General features: G+C 67.3%; 19 protein-coding genes. 3 read left to right on the top strand and 16 right to left on the bottom strand.

Annotation, left to right across the window (positions count from 1 at the left end):
* Positions 1-9: 9 nt before the first annotated feature.
* Entirely contained in the window at positions 10-1,164 is a 1,155-nt protein-coding gene (gene cydB, locus PDM28_RS12520; RefSeq protein WP_311182273.1) for a cytochrome d ubiquinol oxidase subunit II, read from the bottom strand.
* Between the two features lie 15 nt (positions 1,165-1,179).
* Positions 1,180-2,766 (bottom strand): cytochrome ubiquinol oxidase subunit I, encoded by a 1,587-nt coding sequence (locus PDM28_RS12515; RefSeq protein WP_311182272.1) that lies wholly within the window; start codon positions 2,764-2,766, stop codon positions 1,180-1,182.
* A gap of 226 nt (positions 2,767-2,992) precedes the next feature.
* On the opposite strand from PDM28_RS12515, the gene cydD reads away from it, so the two are divergent.
* The 3 genes from cydD (at position 2,993) to PDM28_RS12500 (ending at position 7,108) form a co-directional block, all read left to right on the top strand.
* Positions 2,993-4,723, top strand: coding sequence for a thiol reductant ABC exporter subunit CydD (gene cydD / locus PDM28_RS12510; RefSeq protein ID WP_311182271.1), 1,731 nt, complete (start codon positions 2,993-2,995; stop codon positions 4,721-4,723).
* Complete coding sequence (cydC, locus tag PDM28_RS12505; protein WP_311182270.1) at positions 4,720-6,396, top strand: thiol reductant ABC exporter subunit CydC; 1,677 nt, start codon at positions 4,720-4,722, stop codon at positions 6,394-6,396. The genes cydD and cydC overlap by 4 nt, the downstream gene beginning before the upstream one ends.
* A gap of 205 nt (positions 6,397-6,601) precedes the next feature.
* On the top strand, positions 6,602-7,108 hold the full coding sequence (locus tag PDM28_RS12500) for a SymE family type I addiction module toxin (RefSeq protein WP_311182269.1): 507 nt from the start codon (positions 6,602-6,604) through the stop codon (positions 7,106-7,108).
* 71 nt (positions 7,109-7,179) lie between these two features.
* Here the strand turns inward: PDM28_RS12500 and PDM28_RS12495 are convergent, their stop codons facing one another.
* The 14 genes from PDM28_RS12495 to ccmA form a co-directional block, all read right to left on the bottom strand.
* Positions 7,180-7,536, bottom strand: a complete 357-nt coding sequence (locus tag PDM28_RS12495) for a response regulator (protein ID WP_311182268.1) — start codon at positions 7,534-7,536, stop codon at positions 7,180-7,182.
* A gap of 1 nt (position 7,537) precedes the next feature.
* On the bottom strand, positions 7,538-8,680 hold the full coding sequence (locus PDM28_RS12490) for a two-component system sensor histidine kinase NtrB (protein WP_311182267.1): 1,143 nt from the start codon (positions 8,678-8,680) through the stop codon (positions 7,538-7,540).
* Between the two features lie 139 nt (positions 8,681-8,819).
* On the bottom strand, positions 8,820-10,634 hold the full coding sequence (locus tag PDM28_RS12485; RefSeq protein ID WP_311182266.1) for a glycoside hydrolase family 15 protein: 1,815 nt from the start codon (positions 10,632-10,634) through the stop codon (positions 8,820-8,822).
* A 9-nt stretch (positions 10,635-10,643) separates the two neighbouring features.
* Positions 10,644-11,510, bottom strand: a complete 867-nt coding sequence (locus PDM28_RS12480; RefSeq protein WP_311182265.1) for an SDR family oxidoreductase — start codon at positions 11,508-11,510, stop codon at positions 10,644-10,646.
* Between the two features lie 402 nt (positions 11,511-11,912).
* A complete protein-coding gene (gene metX, locus PDM28_RS12475; RefSeq protein ID WP_311182264.1) occupies positions 11,913-13,025 on the bottom strand; it encodes a homoserine O-acetyltransferase MetX in 1,113 nt (370 codons plus the stop codon).
* 130 nt (positions 13,026-13,155) lie between these two features.
* Positions 13,156-14,151: a tetratricopeptide repeat protein gene (locus tag PDM28_RS12470; protein WP_311184686.1), complete on the bottom strand. Its 996-nt coding sequence runs from the start codon at positions 14,149-14,151 to the stop codon at positions 13,156-13,158.
* Positions 14,145-14,549 (bottom strand): cytochrome c-type biogenesis protein, encoded by a 405-nt coding sequence (locus tag PDM28_RS12465; RefSeq protein ID WP_311182262.1) that lies wholly within the window; start codon positions 14,547-14,549, stop codon positions 14,145-14,147. The genes PDM28_RS12470 and PDM28_RS12465 overlap by 7 nt, the downstream gene beginning before the upstream one ends.
* 67 nt (positions 14,550-14,616) lie before the next feature.
* Positions 14,617-15,198 carry a DsbE family thiol:disulfide interchange protein gene (locus tag PDM28_RS12460; protein WP_425507667.1) on the bottom strand — a complete coding sequence of 194 codons (582 nt, stop codon included), beginning with the start codon at positions 15,196-15,198 and terminating at the stop codon, positions 14,617-14,619.
* 34 nt (positions 15,199-15,232) lie between these two features.
* Positions 15,233-17,152, bottom strand: a complete 1,920-nt coding sequence (locus tag PDM28_RS12455) for a heme lyase CcmF/NrfE family subunit (RefSeq protein WP_311182260.1) — start codon at positions 17,150-17,152, stop codon at positions 15,233-15,235.
* A complete protein-coding gene (gene ccmE / locus PDM28_RS12450) occupies positions 17,153-17,614 on the bottom strand; it encodes a cytochrome c maturation protein CcmE (RefSeq protein WP_311182259.1) in 462 nt (153 codons plus the stop codon).
* Positions 17,611-17,796 carry a heme exporter protein CcmD gene (gene ccmD, locus PDM28_RS12445; RefSeq protein ID WP_311182258.1) on the bottom strand — a complete coding sequence of 62 codons (186 nt, stop codon included), beginning with the start codon at positions 17,794-17,796 and terminating at the stop codon, positions 17,611-17,613. The genes ccmE and ccmD overlap by 4 nt, the downstream gene beginning before the upstream one ends.
* Positions 17,793-18,569, bottom strand: a complete 777-nt coding sequence (gene ccmC, locus PDM28_RS12440; protein WP_311182257.1) for a heme ABC transporter permease CcmC — start codon at positions 18,567-18,569, stop codon at positions 17,793-17,795. Before ccmC ends, ccmD begins: the two co-directional genes overlap by 4 nt.
* Before the next feature lie 46 nt (positions 18,570-18,615).
* On the bottom strand, positions 18,616-19,311 hold the full coding sequence (gene ccmB, locus PDM28_RS12435; RefSeq protein ID WP_311182256.1) for a heme exporter protein CcmB: 696 nt from the start codon (positions 19,309-19,311) through the stop codon (positions 18,616-18,618).
* Entirely contained in the window at positions 19,308-20,003 is a 696-nt protein-coding gene (gene ccmA, locus PDM28_RS12430) for a heme ABC exporter ATP-binding protein CcmA (protein ID WP_311182255.1), read from the bottom strand. Before ccmA ends, ccmB begins: the two co-directional genes overlap by 4 nt.
* Positions 20,004-20,032: the final 29 nt, after the last annotated feature.

The raw sequence follows: 20,032 nt of genomic DNA, 5'->3' as shown, positions 1-20,032 counted from the left end.
TGTCTCCTATCAATATGCGTTGGGGTTGTCGGCCATGTCTTCCGACGTGGTCTTGCCGCGCATCACCCGGTACACCCAGCTGGTGTAGGCCAGGATGATCGGCAGGAAGATCACTGTCGCCACCAGCATGATGAACAGCGTGAGCTGGCTGGACGAGGCGTCCCATACGGTCAGGCTGCCGCTGGGCTGGCTGGAAGAGGGCAGCAGGAACGGGAAGATCGCAAAGCCCACGGTGAGGATGATGCCGGCGATCGACGCGCCCGAGGCGAGGAATGCCGCCATGCCACGTCGTGCCCGCAGCAGCACGAAGCTGGCCAGTGCACCGGCCAGGCCGACCAGCGGGAACACCAGGGTCAGCGGCATGCTGCTGTAGTTGCGCAGCCAGCCACCGGCAGCAGCACCCACCGCAGCGGTCTTCAGCAGCGGATTGGTCGGGCCGTCGGTGACCACCTGCGAGGTGATCTCATAGCCCGGCAGGCCGAACGCCACCCACGCACCACCGGCAGCAAACAGCACGAAGCTCACCAGCGCGGCAATGCTGCCGTAACGCGCCGACCGCTCGGCCACCGGGCCGTCGGTCTTCAACACCAGCATCGCAGCACCGTGCGACACCATCATCGCCACGCCAACCAGGCCGGCCAGCAGTGCGAACGGGGTGAGCAGGCCGAAGAACGAACCAGTGTAGAAGATGCGCATGCTGTCGTCGAAGTGGTACGGCACGCCGAGCAGCACGTTGCCCACCGCCACGCTGGCAATCAACGCCGGTAGCAGCCCACCCACGAACAGCACCCAGTCCCACGTATTCCGCCAGCGCGCACTCGGCATCTTGCTGCGGTACTTGAAACCGACCGGGCGCAGGATCAGCCCGAACAGCATCGCGAAGATCGCCAGGTAGAAGCCGGAGAAGCTCACCGCATACAGCGGCGGCCACGCGGCGAAGATCGCACCGCCACCCAGCACCAGCCACACCTGGTTGCCTTCCCACACCGGGCCCACGGTGTTGATCACCAGCCGGCGTTCCTCATCGGTCTTCGCCACGAACGGGAGCAGGGTGCCCACGCCCAGGTCGAAGCCGTCCATCACCGCCCAGCCGACCAGCAGGATGCCCAGCAGCAGCCACCAGATCACGCGCAGGGTGGTGTAATCGAGTCCAAGAATGTCCATGTGGTTTCTCCTGCCTTATGCCTGACCGGGAGCCGGGGCGGCAGTGTGGGGAAGCGGCTTTCGCGCGGGCTGCAGCGACGGAAGAATGTCGGCCGGGCCGGTGCGGATCGCCTTGAGCATCAGCTTGACCTCGATGATCAGCAGCACCGTGTACAGCGCGGTGAACACCGCCAGCGTGGTCAGGATTTCATGCAGGGCCAGGCCCGAGGCTGCGTAGAAGGTGGGCAGCACGCCGTCCACCGCCCACGGCTGGCGGCCGTACTCGGCCACGAACCAGCCGCATTCGATCGCGATCCACGGCGCCGGCATCGACCACACCGCCAGGCGCAGGAACCAGCGCTTGTCCTGGAAGTTGTTGCGGCAGGAGAAGTAGAAGGCCACCGCGAAGAACGCGATCAGGTAGAAGCCCAGCCCGGCCATGATCCGGAAGGTCCAGAACAGCGGGGCCACGCGCGGCACGGTATCCATCGCCGCCTGGGAAATTTCCTCGGGCGTGGCATTGAGGATGTCGTCGCGGTAGCGCTTCAGCAGCAGGCCGTGGCCCAGGTCCTGCCAGTGGCGGTCGAACATCTCGCGCGCTTCCACGTCGTTCTTGTCCTTGCGCACGCGTTCCAGCGCACCGTAGGCCAGCTGCCCACCCTTGATGCGGTGCTCGGCGCGGTCCACCAGTTCCAGGATGCCCGGGATCGGCTGGTTGAACGAACGCGTGGCGATCAGGCCCATCAGGTACGGAATCCGGATCGCGAAGTCGTTCTGCTGGGTCTGCTGGTTCGGAATGCCGAACGCGGTGAAGTCGGCCGGCGCGCGCTCGGTTTCCCACATCGCTTCAATGGCGGCGAGCTTCATCTTCTGGTGCTCGCTGGCGGCATAACCGCTCTCATCGCCCAGCACCACCACCGACAGCGACGACAGCAGGCCGAACGCAGCCGCCACCGCGAACGAACGCCGCGCCATGTCCTGGTGCTTGTTGCGCAGCAGGTAGAACGCGCTGATGCCCATCACGAAGATCGCGCCGGTCACGTAGCCCGCGCTCACCGTGTGCACGAACTTGGCCTGCGCCACCGGGTTGAACAGCACCGCGGCGAAGTCCACCACCTCCATGCGCATGGTGTCCGGGTTGAACACCGCACCGGTGGGGTTCTGCATCCAGCCGTTGGCGATCAGGATCCAAACCGCCGACAGATTGGTGCCCAGCGCCATGAACCAGGTCACCGCCAGGTGCTTGACCGGGCTCAGCCGCTTCCAGCCGAAGAAGAACAGGCCGATCAGGGTGGCTTCCAGGAAGAACGCCATCAGCCCTTCAATGGCCAGCGGCGCACCGAAGATGTCGCCCACGTAGTGGCTGTAGTACGACCAGTTCATGCCGAACTGGAATTCCATCACCAGGCCGGTGGCCACGCCGATGGCGAAATTGATCCCGAACAGCGTGCCCCAGAACAGGGTCATCTGCCGCCAGACCTGTTTGCGGGTCATCACGTACACGCTTTCCATGATGGCCACCAGGAACGAGAGGCCAAGCGTGAGGGGGACGAAAAGGAAGTGGTACATCGCGGTCAAAGCGAACTGCAGCCGCGACAGTTCTACGACTGTCGAATCGATCATGGCCTGGCTACCTCGTGGGGTTCTGCCGTTTCAGGTGGCGGGAAGGGGGGTCTACGGGATGAATTCTGTGACCTGCAACTTCAAACAGCCTTGATTCAGATCAATGTAGGTGGCGGTGATGGGAGGCATCGTACGACCTCCCCCTGCGACCGTGCGCCGCACCGGAAGGGTACGTCGGCAGCCATTACAATGTCAGGCATCTCTTCTGTGGCGCCAGTGAATCCTCTTGAGCCAGCCCCCGGACGTGCTTGCGGTTGAAACCCCCGACCTGCGTCGCCAGCGCCTGCGCTGGCTGGACAGCCTCGCCGTTGGCGCACGTGGTCGCCAGCGCCTGGCCGCGCTGTCCATCTGCACGTCGGGCGCCCTGCTGATCGGGCAGGCGGCCGCCATTGCCTGGCTCATCCAGGCCGTGCTGGTGGCGCGCCGCCCGTTGGCCGAAGCCACCGGGGTGCTGCTGGGACTCATGCTAATACTGATCGTACGCGCGTTGCTCAGTAGTTTTACCCAAGCGGCGGCGGGCGATGTGGCCGATACCGCCCGGTTGGCCCTGCGCGAACGGGTGTACCGCCGCCTGCTCGGGCGCGGCCCGTTGTGGCTGCGCCAGCAGCGCAGCGGCGAGCTCGGCGAACTGATGCTGGCCCATGCCGATGCGGTGGAGAGCTACTACGCGGGTTACCAGCCGGTGCGCATCGAAGTGGTGGTGGTGCCGCTGCTGATCCTGCTGGCGGTGGCCTGCGTGGACTGGGTGGTGGCGCTGATCCTGCTGTTCACCGCGCCGCTGGTGCCGTTCTTCATGATGCTGGTGGGCTGGGGCGCGGAAGCGGCCGGCCGCGCCCAGCTCGGCGAACTGGCGCGCATGAGCGGGCATTTCGCCGACCGCATCAAGGGCCTGGGCCTGCTGCGCCTGTACGGGCGGGGCGAGGCCGAGCTGGAAGGCGTCGCGGCTGCGGCCGAAGGCGTGCGCGAGCGGACGATGAAGGTGCTGCGCATCGCCTTCCTGTCGTCCACAGTGCTGGAGTTCTTCGCTTCGGTCAGCGTGGCCATGGTCGCCCTGTACCTGGGCCTGAGCTATCTGGGGCTGATGTCGCTGCATGCGGCGGTGCCCACGTTGGGCGCCGGCATGTTCTGCCTGCTGCTGGCGCCGGAGTTCTATGCGCCGCTGCGCCGCCTGGCGGCGCATTACCACGACCGCGCCAATGCGCTTGCGGCGGCGGCCGAGGTGGAGCGCCTGCTGGGCGAGCTGCCGGAGCAGGGGGACGCGGCCGATGTGTTTTCCCAACCGGCACGCGCGCCCGAGCTGCTGGAACAGCATGCGCCGCCGGTGGTGGTGCGGGATCTGGTCCTGCGTCCGCTGGGCGCTGATCACGACGTGGTGCAGCAGCTCTCGTTCCAGATTGAAGCGGGCCAGCGCCTGGCGTTGGTCGGTCCCAGTGGCAGCGGCAAGAGCACCCTGCTGGAAGCATTGGCCGGCTGGTTGCCGCCGCGTTCGGGCAGCATCGTGCTGCGTCCCGGGCTGGAGGTGGGCTACGCCGGGCAGCGCCCGTACCTGTTCCACGGCAGCATCGCCGACAACCTGCGCCTGGCCGACCCCGGCGTGAGCGATGCGCGCCTGCGCGCGGTGGCCGAAGCGGCACAGGTGATGCGCTTTGCCGCGCACCTGCCGCAGGGCCTGGACACGGTGATCGGCGAGCGCGGGTTCGGACTGTCCGGAGGCGAAGCGCGCCGTATCGGCCTGGCCCGCCTGCTGCTGCGCGACCCGCAGCTGCTGCTGCTGGACGAGCCGACCGCCTTCCTTGATCCGGACACCGAGGCCGCCCTGCTGCAGACCCTGGCCGCGTTCGCGCGTGACCGCGCGGTGGTGATTGCCACGCATAGCGAGACCGCGATGCGCTGGGCCGACACGCGGCTGGTGCTGACTTCGGCCGGGCGCACGCAGGTCACGGAGGAGCCGGCATGAACGACGTGCGCGACGATTCCCTGAAACAGGTGTTCACCCGCCATCGCGGCCGCCTGCTGCTGACCGTGCTGCTGCTGTGGACCACCATGCTGGCGGGCACCGCGCTGCTCGGCCTGTCCGGCGGCTTCCTGACCGCCGCCGCGCTGGCCGGTGCGGCCGGGCTGGGCAGCGGTTTCAACTTCTTCTCGCCCTCGGCCGGTATCCGGGGCCTGACCATGGCGCGCATCGTCTCGCGCTATTTCGAGAAGCTGGTCGGCCATGACGTCACCCTGCGCATCGCCCGCGACCTGCGTGTGTGGTTCTTCCGTCGCGCGCTGCCACTGGCGCCGGCGCGGTTGGCGGGGGTGCGCACCGGTGAGCTGCTGGCCCGGTTGATGTCGGACATCGGCGAAGTGGACGGCCTGCTGGTGCGCGCCATCGGGCCGCTGCTGGCGCTGGGCGGGGTGTCGCTGGTGGCGGTGCTCTCGTCGTGGCTGATCTACCCGCCCGCCGCACTGCTGCTGGCCGTGCTCGCATTGGTGATCGGCGTGGGCGTGCCGTGGCTCACGGTGCGTGGCGCCGGTGCCCATGAGCGCGACCGCGCGCTGCATCGCGCGCAGCTGCGGGCGCAGTCGTTCGAAGGGCTGGAAGGCGCGGCGGACCTGACCGCGCTGCACGCCCGTGAAGACTGGAACCTGCGCGTGCTGGTGGCCGCCAAGCAGCTGCGCTCGCGCGATCGTCGCCGCCGGTGGCGGCTGGTGGCTGGCAATGCGCTGCACGGCGTATGCGCCGGGGGCGGCCTGGTCGGCATGCTGTGGGTGGCGCTGCATGGATTCGAACGTGGCGCGATCGATGCGGCGCTGGCGGCGGCGCTGGTGTTCCTCACTGTCGCCCTGATCGAACTGTGGGCCGGGATCGGGTTGGCGTGGCAGTCCTGGTTGTCCGGGCGCGTTGCCGCCGCACGGCTGGAGGCCATTGTCGACCAGCCTGCGGGCGTGGCCGACGCCGAGGTGCCGGTGGCGGTTCCAGCGCAGCCGGCAACGTTGACGTTCGAACGCGTCAGCTTCCGCTGGCCGGGGCAGGCGCGCGCGCTGCTGGATGGCGTGGAGCTGCGGCTCGAACCGGGCGAACGCATGGCCATTCGCGGTGACAGCGGCAGCGGCAAGACCACGTTGTCGTCGCTGCTGCTGCGCCTGTGGGACCCGGACGCCGGGCGCGTGCTGTACGGCGGGCAGGACATCCGCAGCTTGGCGCAGGCCGACTGGCACCGGCAGATTGCATGGTTGCCGCAGAACGCGCCGGTGTTCGCAGGCAGCATTGCCGACAACCTGCGGCTGGGTGACGCGCAGGCCAGCGACGAACAGCTGTGGCAGGTGCTGGCGGACGTGCGTCTGCACGCCTGGGCCGAACGGCTGGGCGGCCTGCAGGCCTGGGTGGGCGAGAACGGCGCCACCATGTCGGCCGGTCAGGCGCGACGGCTGGCGCTGGCGCGTGCGTTGCTGCGTGGCTCACCGATCCTGTTGCTGGATGAACCTACCGAAGGGCTGGATGTGGATACCGCGCATGCGTTGTTGCGTGACATGGTCGCGGCGTTGAATGGCCGTAGCCTGGTGATGATTACGCATGACGCGTTGCCCGATGGGATTGTGCATCGGAGTTATCGGTTGCATGAGGGTGCGTTGGGGTTGGCGTAGCGTTACCGGCGTTGCGTGGGACACGCATGGCGTGTCGCTACGTGGGATGTGCCGGCTTTGCCTGCGAATCGTTGGCTCCTTACGCGTAGCGACACGCCATGCGTGTCCCACGTAAACCCGGCCGAAGCCATTCGCGACAATCATAGGCACCGCCAACCAAACCCTCCATATCGAAAGAAACAATCAACTTCCACTGTCTGCCAAGATGGCGCATGGTCTTCGCAGGAGCTTGAAAACTCCAGAGAGGATCAGCAAGTTGGACGCTCAATGTCGGGAGGGTGGTCAATACAACACCCTCGCGGAAATACGCCACGCCGGTTCCTCTCTACGGTTTTCAACCTCCCGACTCCCTCACCATCCGGTGAAGGAGACTTCCATCGGAGGTCCAACATGCAAACCACATTGCCTGAAGTCGAATCCGCCGAACCGCCAATACTACATCCGCCAACCTGACACGCTCCGCGTGGAGCCCTTCGGCTACCCGGGCAGCCGGGAAGACCTCGGCGAAGACCCCATCCCCTGCGTCAAGGTACGCGGCATGTGGCTCTCCGCCGCCGGCCTGGACATAGGCGCGCGCCTGAAGGTCCACGTCAAACGCGGCTGCGTCATGCTCACCCTGCTGGAGCCGCCGAAGCCGGACGTCCCAAAGGTCCGCAAGATGGGCCGCCTGCAGCTCGCACGCCTCGAACGCGAGCGCCTGCAGGCGTCGTGATGCCGGGATTGCGCCGGACCTTGCCCGGCCAGCAGGCAGCGTAGCGCCGGGCTCTGCCCGGCCGCTCCGCCTCACGTCAGCTGCTTGCGTATGAGATCGACGAGGTTCTTCAGCCGATAGGGTTTGGAAACGTACTCCACGGACGGCGGCATCGGCGGCAGCTGCGAACGTTGCAGGCCGGACACCACCATCACAAGCGCTTCGGGCTGCAGGGCGGTCGCTTCGGCGGCCACCTGGAGGCCAGACACATCGCCCGGCATGCTGACGTCGGTGACCACCACCGCAAACTGCGTGTCCCCGCGCAGCTGGACCAGCGCTTCGCTTCCATCGCTGGCGGTGGTGACGTCGAAGCCGTAGAGCGACAGGCCCTCGGTCATCACCGCACGCAGGTCCTCTTCGTCATCCACAAGCAACAGGGTGATCGCCATGTCAGCCCTCACTGGCCGGGAAGCAAAGCGCGACGCGGGTTCCTTGCCCCGGCACGCTGCTCAACTGCGGGAAGCCGCCGGACTGGGTAGTGAACCCGAACACCTGGCTCAACCCCAGCCCGCTGCCGCGCCCCACCGCCTTGGTGGTGAAGAACGGCTCGAACACCCGGGCCTGGTCGGCCAGCGGAATGCCTTCGCCATCGTCTTCCACGCTCAGGCAGACATGCGGGGCCGCTGCCTGGGCGTCGGCCGCCGGGTCATGCGTCTTTTTGGCACTCGCGGTAATGGTGATGGTGCCGCCATTGGGCATCGCGTCGCGGCTGTTGCAGACCAGGTTGAGCACTGCGGCCTCCAGCTGTGCCTTGTCGACCGACACGTGCGGCAGCTTGTCCTGCAGCGCAAAGACGACCGTGACCCGGTCGCCCGCTGAGCGCTGCAGCAGCTCCTGGCACTCGCGCATCGCATCAGCAAGGTTCACCCGCTCCGGCGACAACGTCTGGCCGCGTCCGAAGGTCAGCAGCTGGCGCGAGAGCAGGGCGCCACGCTCGGCGGCGCGCATTGCGGTCTCAATCAATTTGGCCACCGCGCCGTCCTTCACCCGCGTGCCAATCAGTTCAAGGCAGTTGACGATGATGGTCAGCAGGTTGTTGAAGTCATGCGCCAAGCCCAGCGTGAGCTTGCCGATGGCCTCCATCTTCTGCGCCTGCAACAGGTTGGCCTGCAGTTTCTGGTAGCGCTCCTGTGCCCTGTGTCGCTCGGTGATATCCCGGGTCACTTTCGCGAAGCCGATCAGCTCGCCGTCGTCCCAGATCGGGTCGATTACCACGCTGGCCAGGAAGCGCGAGCCGTCCTGGCGCAGCCGCCAGCCTTCCTCGATGCAGCGGCCTTCCACCGCAGCGGTGTGCAGGTTCCGCTGCGGAACGCCAGCTGCGGCGTCCTCGGGCAGATAGAAGCGGGAAAAGTTGGTGCCGATCACCTCGTCGGCCCGGTAGCCCTTGATCCGCTGGCCACCCGGATTCCAGGTGCGGATCATCCCACGCGTGTCCAGCATGTAGATGGCGTAGTCGGTGACGGAGTTGACCAGGAGTGCGAACTGCCGGGACTCGTCATTCAGGGCGGCTTTGGGGCACGACGGCTGGCTCACGCGAATCCTCCCTGGATTCGCGCTACCGTAGTTCTACTGTTGTAAATACCATGTAAAAATGTTTCTCGACTGGATACGTCATTTTGTCGGACGTTTCCATAGCCTGTCGTCGGTGGATAATGTAGACAGGCGCAGGGAATCAGTCGCCATCCAATGAAAGCGCTGCATGCACCAATGCCAGGTGGCTCAATCCCTGCGGCGTGTTGCCCAGTCCGGAATCGGTGTGGGGGTCCCACACCTCGGGCATCAACCCGACGTCGTTCCGGACCCTGGCCAGCAGCCGGTCGAACAGGCGTGCAGCCTCATCGCGTTCACCCAGCAGACCGTACGCCTCCACCATCCAGAACGCACAGCTTATGAAGGTGCCTTCGCAGTCCTGCATGCCGCTGTAGCGCCATAGCAGGTCGCCCGTGGCGTCGCTCAGCTCCTGCCGGATCGCCTCGCGGGTCGCGACAAAGCGCTCCGGCCGTGCCTCGGCCAAGCCGAAGCGCGAGGCCAGCATCAGGCTGGCGTCCAACCGGTCGCTGCCGGGGTGCATGAGGTACGCCTGGCGGGCGTCGTCCCAGCAGTGGCAATCGATCCATTCCAGGATCCGATCGCGCTCGCGTTGCCAACGCGGCAGGCGCGCGGTGGTGAGGTGGCCCTTCTCGGCCAGCTCGCAGGCGCGGCGCAGCGCCATCCAGCATTCCACCTTGGACATGGTGTAGTGCTGCAGGTCCTCCAGCTCCCAGAACCCGTTGTCCTTGCGCATCCAACTGTCCGCGCACTCGTCGGCAAGTTCGAACAACAGGCGGGCGGTGTTGGGATCGAGGATGTGCCCGGCTTCGATCATGCGGCTGGCCATTTCCAGTATGTCGCCGTAAGCGCAGGTCTGCAGCTGGTCGGTCGCGGTGTTCCCGACCCGCACCGGCTGGCTGTTGCGGTAGCCCGGCACGTCGACGCAGCGCTCTTCCTCTACCCGTTCGCCGCGCAGGGTGTAGCAGGGCGCAACGCCGGGCCGGTGTTTGCCGATGGTGGTCATAAGCCAGCTGAAGCCGGCCTTGGCGTCGGGCAGGGCGCCCACCCGCAGGAAGGTCTTGATGACGTACGCGGCATCGCGTACCCAGGCGTAGCGGTAGTCCCAGTTCTTGTCCCCGCCGATGCGCTCCGGCAGCGATGCGCTGACCGCTGCGGCAATTGCGCCGGTGGGGGCGAACCAGAGGAACTTGAGGGCCAGTGCCGAGCAGATCACCTCGCTGCGGCGGGTGGCGCCGCAGTCCAGGTCGTCCACCCACTGCTGCCACTCGCGATGCGAGCGGTCGATGCGGGTGTCGATGTCGATCAAAGGCGGAACAGGCAGCACTTCATCCTGGGAGGCAAGCAACGCGACCAGCTCACGGTCGCCGGCCTGCACGCGCAGCGTGCCGCGCACCTCGCGGTCGTCGCATACGGCGATGCGGGTGCGTTCCGGGTAGCGCAGCATCGTCATCACCGGCCCGACATGGTGCACGCAGCCATTGGGGGTGTCGCTCATCCACGGTGAGCAGGTGCCCGCGCGGGTGCCCGGCTGGTAAAGCAGGTCAAACACCACCTCACCCTCCAGTCCCTCCACCCGTCGCGCGAGCTCGGACCACGGCAGGCGCCCAGCCGGACCGCTGTTCAACGACTCAGTGATGCGGGCGCGTCCAGCCGCCGTTATTACTTCGGTCTCCAGTACGTTGCTGTCCTGCAGGTAGCGGCGCCTGATCGACGTCACATGGTTTGCCTGCAGCACGAAGCGTCCGCCATGCGGGGCGTCCAGCAACCGGTCGAACAACGGCGGTGCGTCCATGCACGGCGCGCACCACCAGTCGATGCTGCCGTCCGGTGCGATCAACGCGCTGGAGCGACCATCGCCGATGGCCGCATAGGAATGGATGGGCGCGTACCCTTCGGCATCGCGCCCGGAAGAGATCTGTTCAGCGGGCACAGGCATCAACACGCCCTATAGGGTGACCGCGCCGCCGGAAATCGTCAGCAGCGCACCCGAGGTGTAACTGGCGCCGTCGGCGGCAAGCATCACATAAGCCGAGGCGAGCTCGGCGGGCTGGCCCGGGCGGCCAAACGGGGTCTGGCTGCCGAATTGTGCGACTTCCTCGGCCGCCATGCCGGCGGGGATGAACGGGGTCCAGATCGGACCCGGCAGGACGGCGTTCACGCGGATGCCCTTCTCGGCCAGCAGGCCGGCCAGGCCGATGGTGAGATTGGCCAGCGCGCCCTTGGTGGCGGAGTAGGGCAGGATGTTCGGCGTGGGCTTCTTCGAATTCACCGACGCGGTGTTGATCACCGAACCGCCGTCCTCCAGGTGCGGCACGCTCAGTCGGGTGAGGTTGAACACCGCGTGGACATTGGTTTCGAAGGTCTTGCGCCAGTCATCCAGGGTGATGTCATCGAACGACTCGTAGTAGCGCTGGTAGGCGGCGTTGTTGACCAGGATGTCGAGGCCGCCGAGTTCGGCGACCACCTTTTCGATCAGCGCCTTCGCCTGCGCGTCGTCGCTGATGTCGCAGGGGACGAGCACGGCCTTCTGGCCCGCCTTCTCGATCAGTGCACCGATGGAGGCCGCGTCCTTCTCTTCGCCCTTCAGGAAAGCGATGGCGACGTCCGCACCTTCGCGGGCGTAGGCGATGGCCACTGCTGCGCCGATGCCACTGTCGCCGCCGGTAATCAGTGCCTTCTTGCCCTTGAGCAGGCCGTGGCCTTCGTAGCTGTCTTCGCCGTGATCCGGGCGCGGATCCATTTTGTCGGTCTTGCCGGGGAAGGTCTGCTGTTGGGTCTTGAACGGCGGCTTGGGGTAATTGGGCACGGCCATCGGCGGGAACTCCGTTGCATCAGGGAGGTTCCACTGTGCCGAAGCATTGGTAAAGGTCGCGGCCCCGCCGTGTGCTCGTCATGTGCAGAGGGGGACGGGAGTAGGCAGGAGGTTGGGCGCGGGCCACGGATCACGGCGCATCGACACCGGCCCGCAGTGAAGCACGCAATCATCGGTAGGGTCGGTTCCCAAACGACCGCCGATAGCGGTGCAACGTTCTGTAACGCATGACCTTCGTCAAAGAGAGCGCATTCCCCGCCGATGTTCATGCCACAACAGAACGCGGATCAGGTGTCGGTGGTCGATTGGGATGCGACCCTACCGCAGGATGCACACCCACCACACGAAGCCGAAGCCGCGCGCATCGTTCCACTCGCATAGCTTCCCCTGCTGGCGCATGGCTCAGAGCGCGTCCAGGAACGTGCGCACGGCGGGGCCGAAGCGCTCGAAATCGACCAGGAAGGCGTCGTGGCCCTGCGGCGAGTCCAGCCCGATGAACTGTGCGTCGGCACCGCCGGCACGCAGGCCGTCGGCGATCTGCTGTTGCTGCTGTACCGGGAACAGGATGTCGGTGTTGGCGCCTATGGCGAGTGCTTTCTCCACCTTGATGGTGGCGAGCCCGGCCATCACGTCGCCGTCGGCGTATTCGGCCAGGTCGAACCAGTCCATCGAGCGGCTGAGGTACAGATAGCAGTTGGGATCGAAGAAGCGTACGAAGCGACGCGCATGGCCTTCAAGGTAGCTTTCCACCTGGAACTCCAGCCCGAACGGATCGTCGTCGGTCTGGTCCGAATCCAGTCGCACGCGGCCAAAGCGGCCGTCCCATTCCAGCGCGGAGCGGTAGGTGATGACGCCCAGCTTGCGCGCCATGCGCATCCCCGATTCCGGGTAATGCTCGTCGCTGTAGCGGCCGCCGTTCCACTGCGGGTCCAGCCGGATCGCTTCGCGCTGCAGCGAGCGGATCGCGATGGAGAACGGCAACGCCTGCGCGCTGCCGGAGATGTTGACGTGGCTGCGGGCGATGCCCGGGTGCAGCAGCAATACCGCCAGCGCGGTCATGCCGCCCATGGAATTGCCGATCACGCAGGCCAGCCGGGTAATGCCCAATGCACGCACCACGTCCACAGCGGCGCGTGCGCCGTCTTCGATGGAGAGTTCCGGGAACTGCAGGCGGTACAGCTCGCCGGTGGCCGGGTTGACCGTGGCCGGCCCGGTGGAGCCCTTGCAGCTGCCCAACGAGTTCACGCACACCACGAACCAGCGGTCGGTGTCGATCGCCTTGCCCGGGCCGAGCATGCCTTCCCACCAGCCCGGTGCCGGGTTGGCATCATTGGCCGCCGCATGCGCGTCGGGCGAGAGGCCGGTGACGATAAGGACGGCATTGCTGGCATCGGCGTTGAGCGTGCCCCAGGTTTCGAAGGCCACGTGCCCGCCGAGCAGTTCCCCGCCGCGCTTGAACGCGAACGGCGAGGGCAGGGCGTGGTAACGGGTGCCGGGCGGGATGAATTCGGTCATGCGGGCATTCTACCCGGGGTGGGTGGGGGTGCCGTGCGGGCGGTTGGAATGGTGTGTGCAGGCGCGTAGCGACACGCCATGCGTGTCCCAAGGGGTATCCGGCACCACGTGGGACACGCATGGCGTGTCTCTACAGGGTTATCTCGACCCTGCCGTCATGCGGCAGCTTCACTCGCACTACCGGCGAATCGATATCTCCCTCCTGCCGGTTCGCCTGGCCGCTGGCGGAGATCCGGGCGAACACTTCGACCTCCTCCAGCCACGACAGTTTCGCCGTCGGCATCGGGCTGTCGCCGTCGCCCAGGGTGACCTGCAGCGGCAGGTCGGCCAGCCGGTGCTTCTGCACCGCTACCGGCATCGGTGGGCCGTTGGGCATGCGGGCGATGACGAATACGGTGGCGTCCGCCGGCAACGTGGCCTTGTCGATGCCTTTGCCCAGCGTCACCGAGATGTTCAATGCCTTGGCGCGGGGTTCGGCCGGCACCGGGGCAGGCGAGTCTCCCGCCTTGCTCCGCGCAACCGCAATCTGCTCCCGAAGCGCGTTCGCCGCAGCCGGTTCCAGGCGCGGCAGCAACGCTTCCCACGTCGCCGCCGCTTCCGCATCCTGCCCACGCTGGCGCTGCGCGATGCCGATCAACCAACCGGCGCGCTCGCTGCTCGGATCGACCTGCTGGGCATGGCGCAGCCATTGCAGGGCCACATCGTCGAAACGTTTCGACGGGTCAGCCTGGGCGCGCGCCTGCGCGGCTTCCACCAGCAATGGCACTTCATCCGGCGCCAGGCCCACCGCACGCGCGAACGCCTGGTTGGCCTTTTCCGTGTTGCCCAGCGCCAGTTCCGAGCGACCCAGCAGGGCCCAGCCATCGGCACGCTGCGGTTCGCGCGCCAACGCGGCTTCCAGCTCGCGCACGCCCTGTTCCAGCGATGCGGGGCCCGGTTCGGCCACGGCATCCATCGCCTTCGGCGTGCCCACCAGCATGTACAGCGCCACCCCGGCCACGCCGAGGGCGATCACCGCGGCCAGGAACGGTCCACGCCGACCACTGCGGCGCAACGGCCACAGCACCACCATGGCCACCACTGCGGCGCACAGCCCGGCAATCACCTGCATCCACGCGCTCACCAGCGTTCCTCGCTGTCGCCCATCGGTTGTACCTGGCGGCTGCGACGCCGCACCACCCAGAACAGCACGCCGGCACCGGCCAGCACCAGCACGAGTGGCCCGAACCACAGCACGCTGTTGCGGGTGTCCATCAACGGGCGGTACAGCACGAACTCGCCGTAGCGATCCACCAGGAACTGCTTGATCTCTGCGTCGCTCCGGCCCTGCTGCATCAGCGTCAGCACTTCACGACGCAGGTCGTGCGCGATCTGCGCGTTGGAGTCGGCCAGCGACTGGTTCTGGCACTGCACGCAGCGCAGCTCGGCGGCCAGCGCATGGAAGCGCGCTTCCTCCGCGGCATCGCGGTATTGCAGCGGGGTCGGGTCGGACACGGCCTGCGCCAGCGCCAACAGCGGCGCCATCAAGAAAAATGCGACAACCCACACCGGTAGCGCACGACCGCTGGTCGTGCGGCACGCAGCGTCGGAATCACTCCGCAGGCGGCGGCGTAGTACGCGGCTGAGCATGCGCTCGCTCCAGTTTGTCCAGTTCCGGCAACAACTGCGTATCGATCACGCGCTGGCTCAGCGCGCCGCTGTACTTCCAGCGCACCACGCCGCTGGCATCGACCAGGAAAGTCTCCGGCGCGGCGGTCACGCCCCAGTCGATCGCAGTGCGGCCTTCGATGTCGGTCAGCACCAGCACGAACGGGTTGCCCAGCTGTTCCAGCCAGCGCAGCGCGTCGGCCGGTTCGTCCTTCCAGTTGTAGCCGATCACGCGCACGCGTTTGGTTTCGGCGAAGCGGGTCAGGATCGGGTGTTCTTCCCGGCAGGCCGCGCACCAGCTGCCCCACACGTTGAGCACGTACGGCGCGCCGCGCAGTTCGTTGCTGCTGACCTTGATGTCGGGATCGTGCAGTACCGGCAGATCGAAGGCAGGGGCCGGCTTTCCGATCAACGCCGAAGGCAGGATGTCGCGGTCCGGCGCGCCGGACTTCATCACCCCGTACACCATCAACCCGAGCAGCCCGAAGAAGAACAGCACGCCGATGACTATGGCCACGGGCGGCAGCGGGCGGGAGGCGGGGCGGGGATCGGACACGGAACTACTCCTGGAAACGACGGAAGCGGCGGTCGGCGGCGGTGACGAAGCCACCCAGTGCCATCAGCAGGGCACCGAACCAGACCCAGCGCACGAACGGTTTGACATGGACGCGGACGGCCCAGGCATTGTTGCCCAGTGGCTCGCCCAGCGCTACGTAGACGTCGCCGCGCACACGTGCATGGATGCCGGCCTCGGTCATCACCTGGCCGCCGCTGGCATACGCGCGCTTTTCCGGATGCAACAGCGCCAGCTCGCGGCCGCCGTGCAGTACGCGCACATGGCCACGGTCGGCGACGTAGTTGGGGCCCTGCTGGTGGTCCACGCCCTCGAAGCGCAGGGTGTAGCCACTCACTTCCAGGGTCTGGCCGGGCGCCAGCGCGACTTCGCGCTGCACGTTCAATGCTTCCACCAGCAACGCGCCGACCAGGAACACCGCCACGCCGCTGTGCGCGAGCAGCATGCCGACCATTTCCGCATTGAAGCGGCCATTGCCGCGCAGGCGCGTCCACACAAAGCGTGCAGTGCCGAATGCAACCCAGGCCGCCGCCGCAACACCTGCAGCGGCTTTCAGCTTGCCCTGCGGGGCCATGAACCAGGCCAGCACGCCGAGCAGCAGGGCAAACACGGCCCACGGCGCGAGCAGCGCCAGTCGTTTCGAGGCCTGGTCGCGCTGCCAGCTGACCAGCGGCCCGAACGGCAGCAGCGCCACCAGCGGCGCCATCAATACGATGAACAGCGTGCCGAAGTAGGGCGGTCCCACCGAAACCTTGCCCAGTCCCAGCGCGTCGGCCAGCAGCGGGTACAGGGTGCCCAGCAGCACCATCGCGCAGGCGCCGGCCAGCAGCAGGTTGTTGGCCAGCAGCAGGGTTTCGCGCGAGGTGGGCATGAAGCCGCTGCGCGGATCGTCGCTGCCCAGTGCACCGGCGCGCAACGCGTACAGCAGCAGCGCCGCGCCGACCACCAGGGCAAGGAACACCAGGATGAAAGCACCGCGCGAGGGATCGGCCGCGAACGAATGCACGCTGGTCAGCACGCCCGAGCGCACCAGGAACGCGCCGAGAAGCGACAGCGCGAACGCGGCGATGGCCAGCAGCAGGGTCCAGCTGGCGAAGCTGCCGCGCTTTTCGGTGACCGCCTGCGAATGGATCAATGCCGCACCGGCCAGCCACGGCATGAAGCTCGCGTTCTCAACCGGGTCCCAGAACCACCAGCCGCCCCAGCCCAGTTCGTAATACGCCCACCAGCTGCCCAGTGCGATGCCGAGGGTGAGAAAGCCCCAGGCCACGTTTGTCCACGGCCGGGTCCAGCGCAGCCAGCGTGCATCCACGCGGCCGTCGAGCAGCGCGGCGATGGCGAACGCGAACGGCACCGCAAAGCCCACGTAACCCACGTACAGCATTGGCGGGTGGATGATCAGCCCGGGGTCCTGCAGCAGCGGGTTGAGGTCACGCCCTTCCAGCGGTGCCGGCAGCAGGCGCGCGAACGGGTTGGAGGTGAAGAACAGGAACGCGATGAAGCCCAGGCTGATGACGCCCATCACCCCTAGCACGCGCGCGCGCACGGTGTCGGGCAGGCGCTTGGACCACAGCGCGACCGCGCCGCCCCACAGCGCCAACACCAGCACCCACAGCAGCAGCGAGCCTTCGTGCGCGCCCCACACCGCCGAATAGCGATAGGCCAGCGGCAGCAGGCTGTTGGAATTCTCGGCCACGTAGGCCACCGAGAAGTCCTGCTGCACGAAGGCGACGGTGAGCAGCACGAACGCGCCGGCGATCAGCACCAGCTGGGCGAAGGCGGCCGGGCGGGCCACCGCCATCCACGCCGCCTGCCCGCGCTGCGCGCCCCACAGCGGCAGTACCGCCTGCAGCAGGGCGGCCAGCAGTGCGCACAGCAGCAATACCTGCCCCAGTTCCGGCAGCACTCAGCGGGTCTCCACGGCGGGCATCGGTACGTCGTGCTTGGTGTGCGCCTTGCCCATCTTGTCGGCCACTTCCTTGGGAATGTAGTTCTCGTCGTGCTTGGCCAGCACTTCGTCAGCGACGAACACGCCGTCCTGCAGGCGACCCAAGGCCACCACGGCAGAATCTTCGCGGAACATGTCCGGCAGGATCCGCGAGGTGCTCACCGGCAGGGTGGCGTCGCCGTCGGTGACCACGAAGTGCGCGTCCAACGAGCCTTCCGCGCGCTGGAACGATCCCTTGACCACCATGCCGCCAAGGCGGAAGTTGGACTGCGTACCATGCTCGCCGCGCAGCACTTCCGAGGGCGTGTACAGGTAGGCGATGTTGCGCTGGAGCGCGAAGGCCACCAGCGTGGTAGCCAGCCCGGAGGCGAGCAGCACCAGCAGCACCCACACCAGCCGGCGCCGTTGCACGGGGGTCATCGGCTCAGCTCCGTGCCCAACGGGGCGGTCGTACCGCGACTGTCGCGCGCCTGCTGCCGCTGCTGGCGTTGCAGGGCCTGCTTGCGCGCCGCGTGCAGGCGCAGCCGCGAACCCAGCAGGTCGGCGGCCAGGACCAGCACGAACACCGCATAGGCGGCGATCAGGAAGGGCACATGGGTCATCGGGACGGCTCCTGCAGTGCGGTGCCTTCGGCAGTGCCGAGGCGTTCGGCCACCCAGGCCTTGCCGGCCTCGCGTGCGAGGTTGTCGGCGCGGGCCTTGCCCAGCAGCGAGCCGACGAACCACAGTTTGGTAGCCACCACCATCCACCACAGGGGCGCGATCAGTTCCGAGCGCACCGCGTTGTCGCCGAACACGTTGATCGACTGGCGCTGGTGCAGGCCGCCCCACCAGTCCACCGAGTAGCGGATGATCGGCAGCAGGCCCACGCCGACGATGGCCAGCAGGCCGGCCGCGCGCGCGGCGCTGCGGCGGTCTTCAATGGCGTGGTACAGGCCGATCACGCCCAGGTACAGGAACAGCAGGATCAGCTCGCTGGTCATGCGCGGGTCCCAGTCCCACCAGGTGCCCCAGGTGCCCTTGCCCCAGATGCTGCCGGTGAGCAGGGTGATCAGGGTGAACCCGGCGCCCATCGGCGCGCACGCCATCGCCAGGATCTCGCAGATCTTGATCCGCCAGACCAGTGCGATGGCCGAATACAGCGCCATCAGCGCGAACACGAACAGGCTCATCCACGCGCTGGGCACATGGATGTAGATGATGCGGAAGGCGTCGTTCTGGTTCTGCTCGGCCGGTACCACCCACAGCCCCTGCCACATGCCGATCAGCAGCACCGGGATCGCAGCGAGGTAGAACACCCGCGACCAGCGCGAGGCGAAGCGGTCGAAGGTGGGCGGCGAACCGAGTTGATGGAACCAGCGAACGAGGGCATTCATGCGGCGATGGCTATCCAGCGGAGGGCTATGAACCGGCAAACACAACTCAACTCAACGAAATCCGTATCGCAGCGGCGGTGGCCAACGGGGCCAGCACCAGCGCGACCACCAGCCCGGCGCCGAGCAGCAGCAGCGCGCCGACCGGATCCTGTCCGCGCGCGGCGGCGGCCACGCTGCCTGCACCAAACACCAGCACCGGTACGAACAGCGGCAATGCAAGCAGCGCAACGAGAATACCAGAGCGCCGAATGCTCACCGTCAGCCCCGCAACCACGCCGCCGATCAGGCTGAGCAGCGGCGTGCCGAGCAGCAACGATGCCAGCAGTATCGGCAATTGGTCATGTGGCAGATGCAGCATTTCGGCAAGAAGCGGGCTCACCACGATCATCGGCAGGGCGGTGGTGGCCCAGTGCACCAGCACCCGTACCAGCACCAGCCAGGCCAGCGGCACCGGCGCCAGCAGCCACTGTTCGAGCGAGCCGTCTTCGGCATCGCTGCGGAACAGGCTGTCCAGCGCGAGCTGCCCGGCCAGCAGCACGGCCAGCCACAGCACGGCGGCGGCCACCTTGGCCATCAGCGGCGGGTCGCGGCCCAGCGCGAGTGCGAACAGCACCACCACCAGCAGCGCGAACAGCAATGGCTGCAGCGCATCGCCACGGCGCCGCCACAGCAGGCGCAGGTCGCGCACGGCCAAGGCGCGCGCGGTCTGCCACAGGCCCGGCTGGGTACCCGGTGCGATCATGCATTCCCCCGTGGCGCCGGGCTCTGCCCGGCCGTGTCATCGCCCGCAAGCTGCCCGGCCACTCCCAGCTGGAGCAAGCGCGTCCGCACCGGCGGCGCCGCATACGCCCCATGGGTGGTCACCAGCGCCGCCCCACCACCGCGCAGGTGCGCGGAAATCATCCGGTTCACCAGGTTGATCCCATCCAGGTCGAGATTGGCGTACGGCTCGTCCAGCAGCCACAACGGGGCCGGCGACAGCCAGATCCGGGCCAGCGCCAGACGTCGCTTCTGACCCGCCGACAGTTGCCGGACCAAGGTGTTCTCGTACCCGGCCAGGCCCACGATGGCCAGCGCGTTGCCCGGCATCTGCCGCGCGCGGCGGCCATGCAGGCCGCACAGGAAGTTCAGGTTCTCCAGCGTGTCCAGGTCCGGCTTCAGGCCGGGCAGGTGGCTCAGGTAGGCCACGAACCGGGCCCGCTCGGCACGCCCGGCCGGGCGCCCGTCGATCTGGATCTGCCCGCTGCCGGGCCGCAGCAGCCCGGCCAGCACCCGCAGCAGGGTGGTCTTGCCGGCGCCGTTGTCGCCCTGCACCAGCAGCGCCTCGCCCGCATCGACCTGCAGGTCGAGCGGTCCGAACACCGGTTCATCGTTGCGGCTGAAGGCGAGGCCGGAGGCAACCAGCAACGGCGGGGTATTCGGGGAATTGAGCATGCCCGCCAGTGTACGGTTTAGACTGTCCG

This window comes from Stenotrophomonas aracearum (genome assembly GCF_031834615.1).
Lineage (GTDB): Bacteria > Pseudomonadota > Gammaproteobacteria > Xanthomonadales > Xanthomonadaceae > Stenotrophomonas > Stenotrophomonas aracearum.
This window is presented reverse-complemented; position numbering and strand designations above follow the sequence as displayed.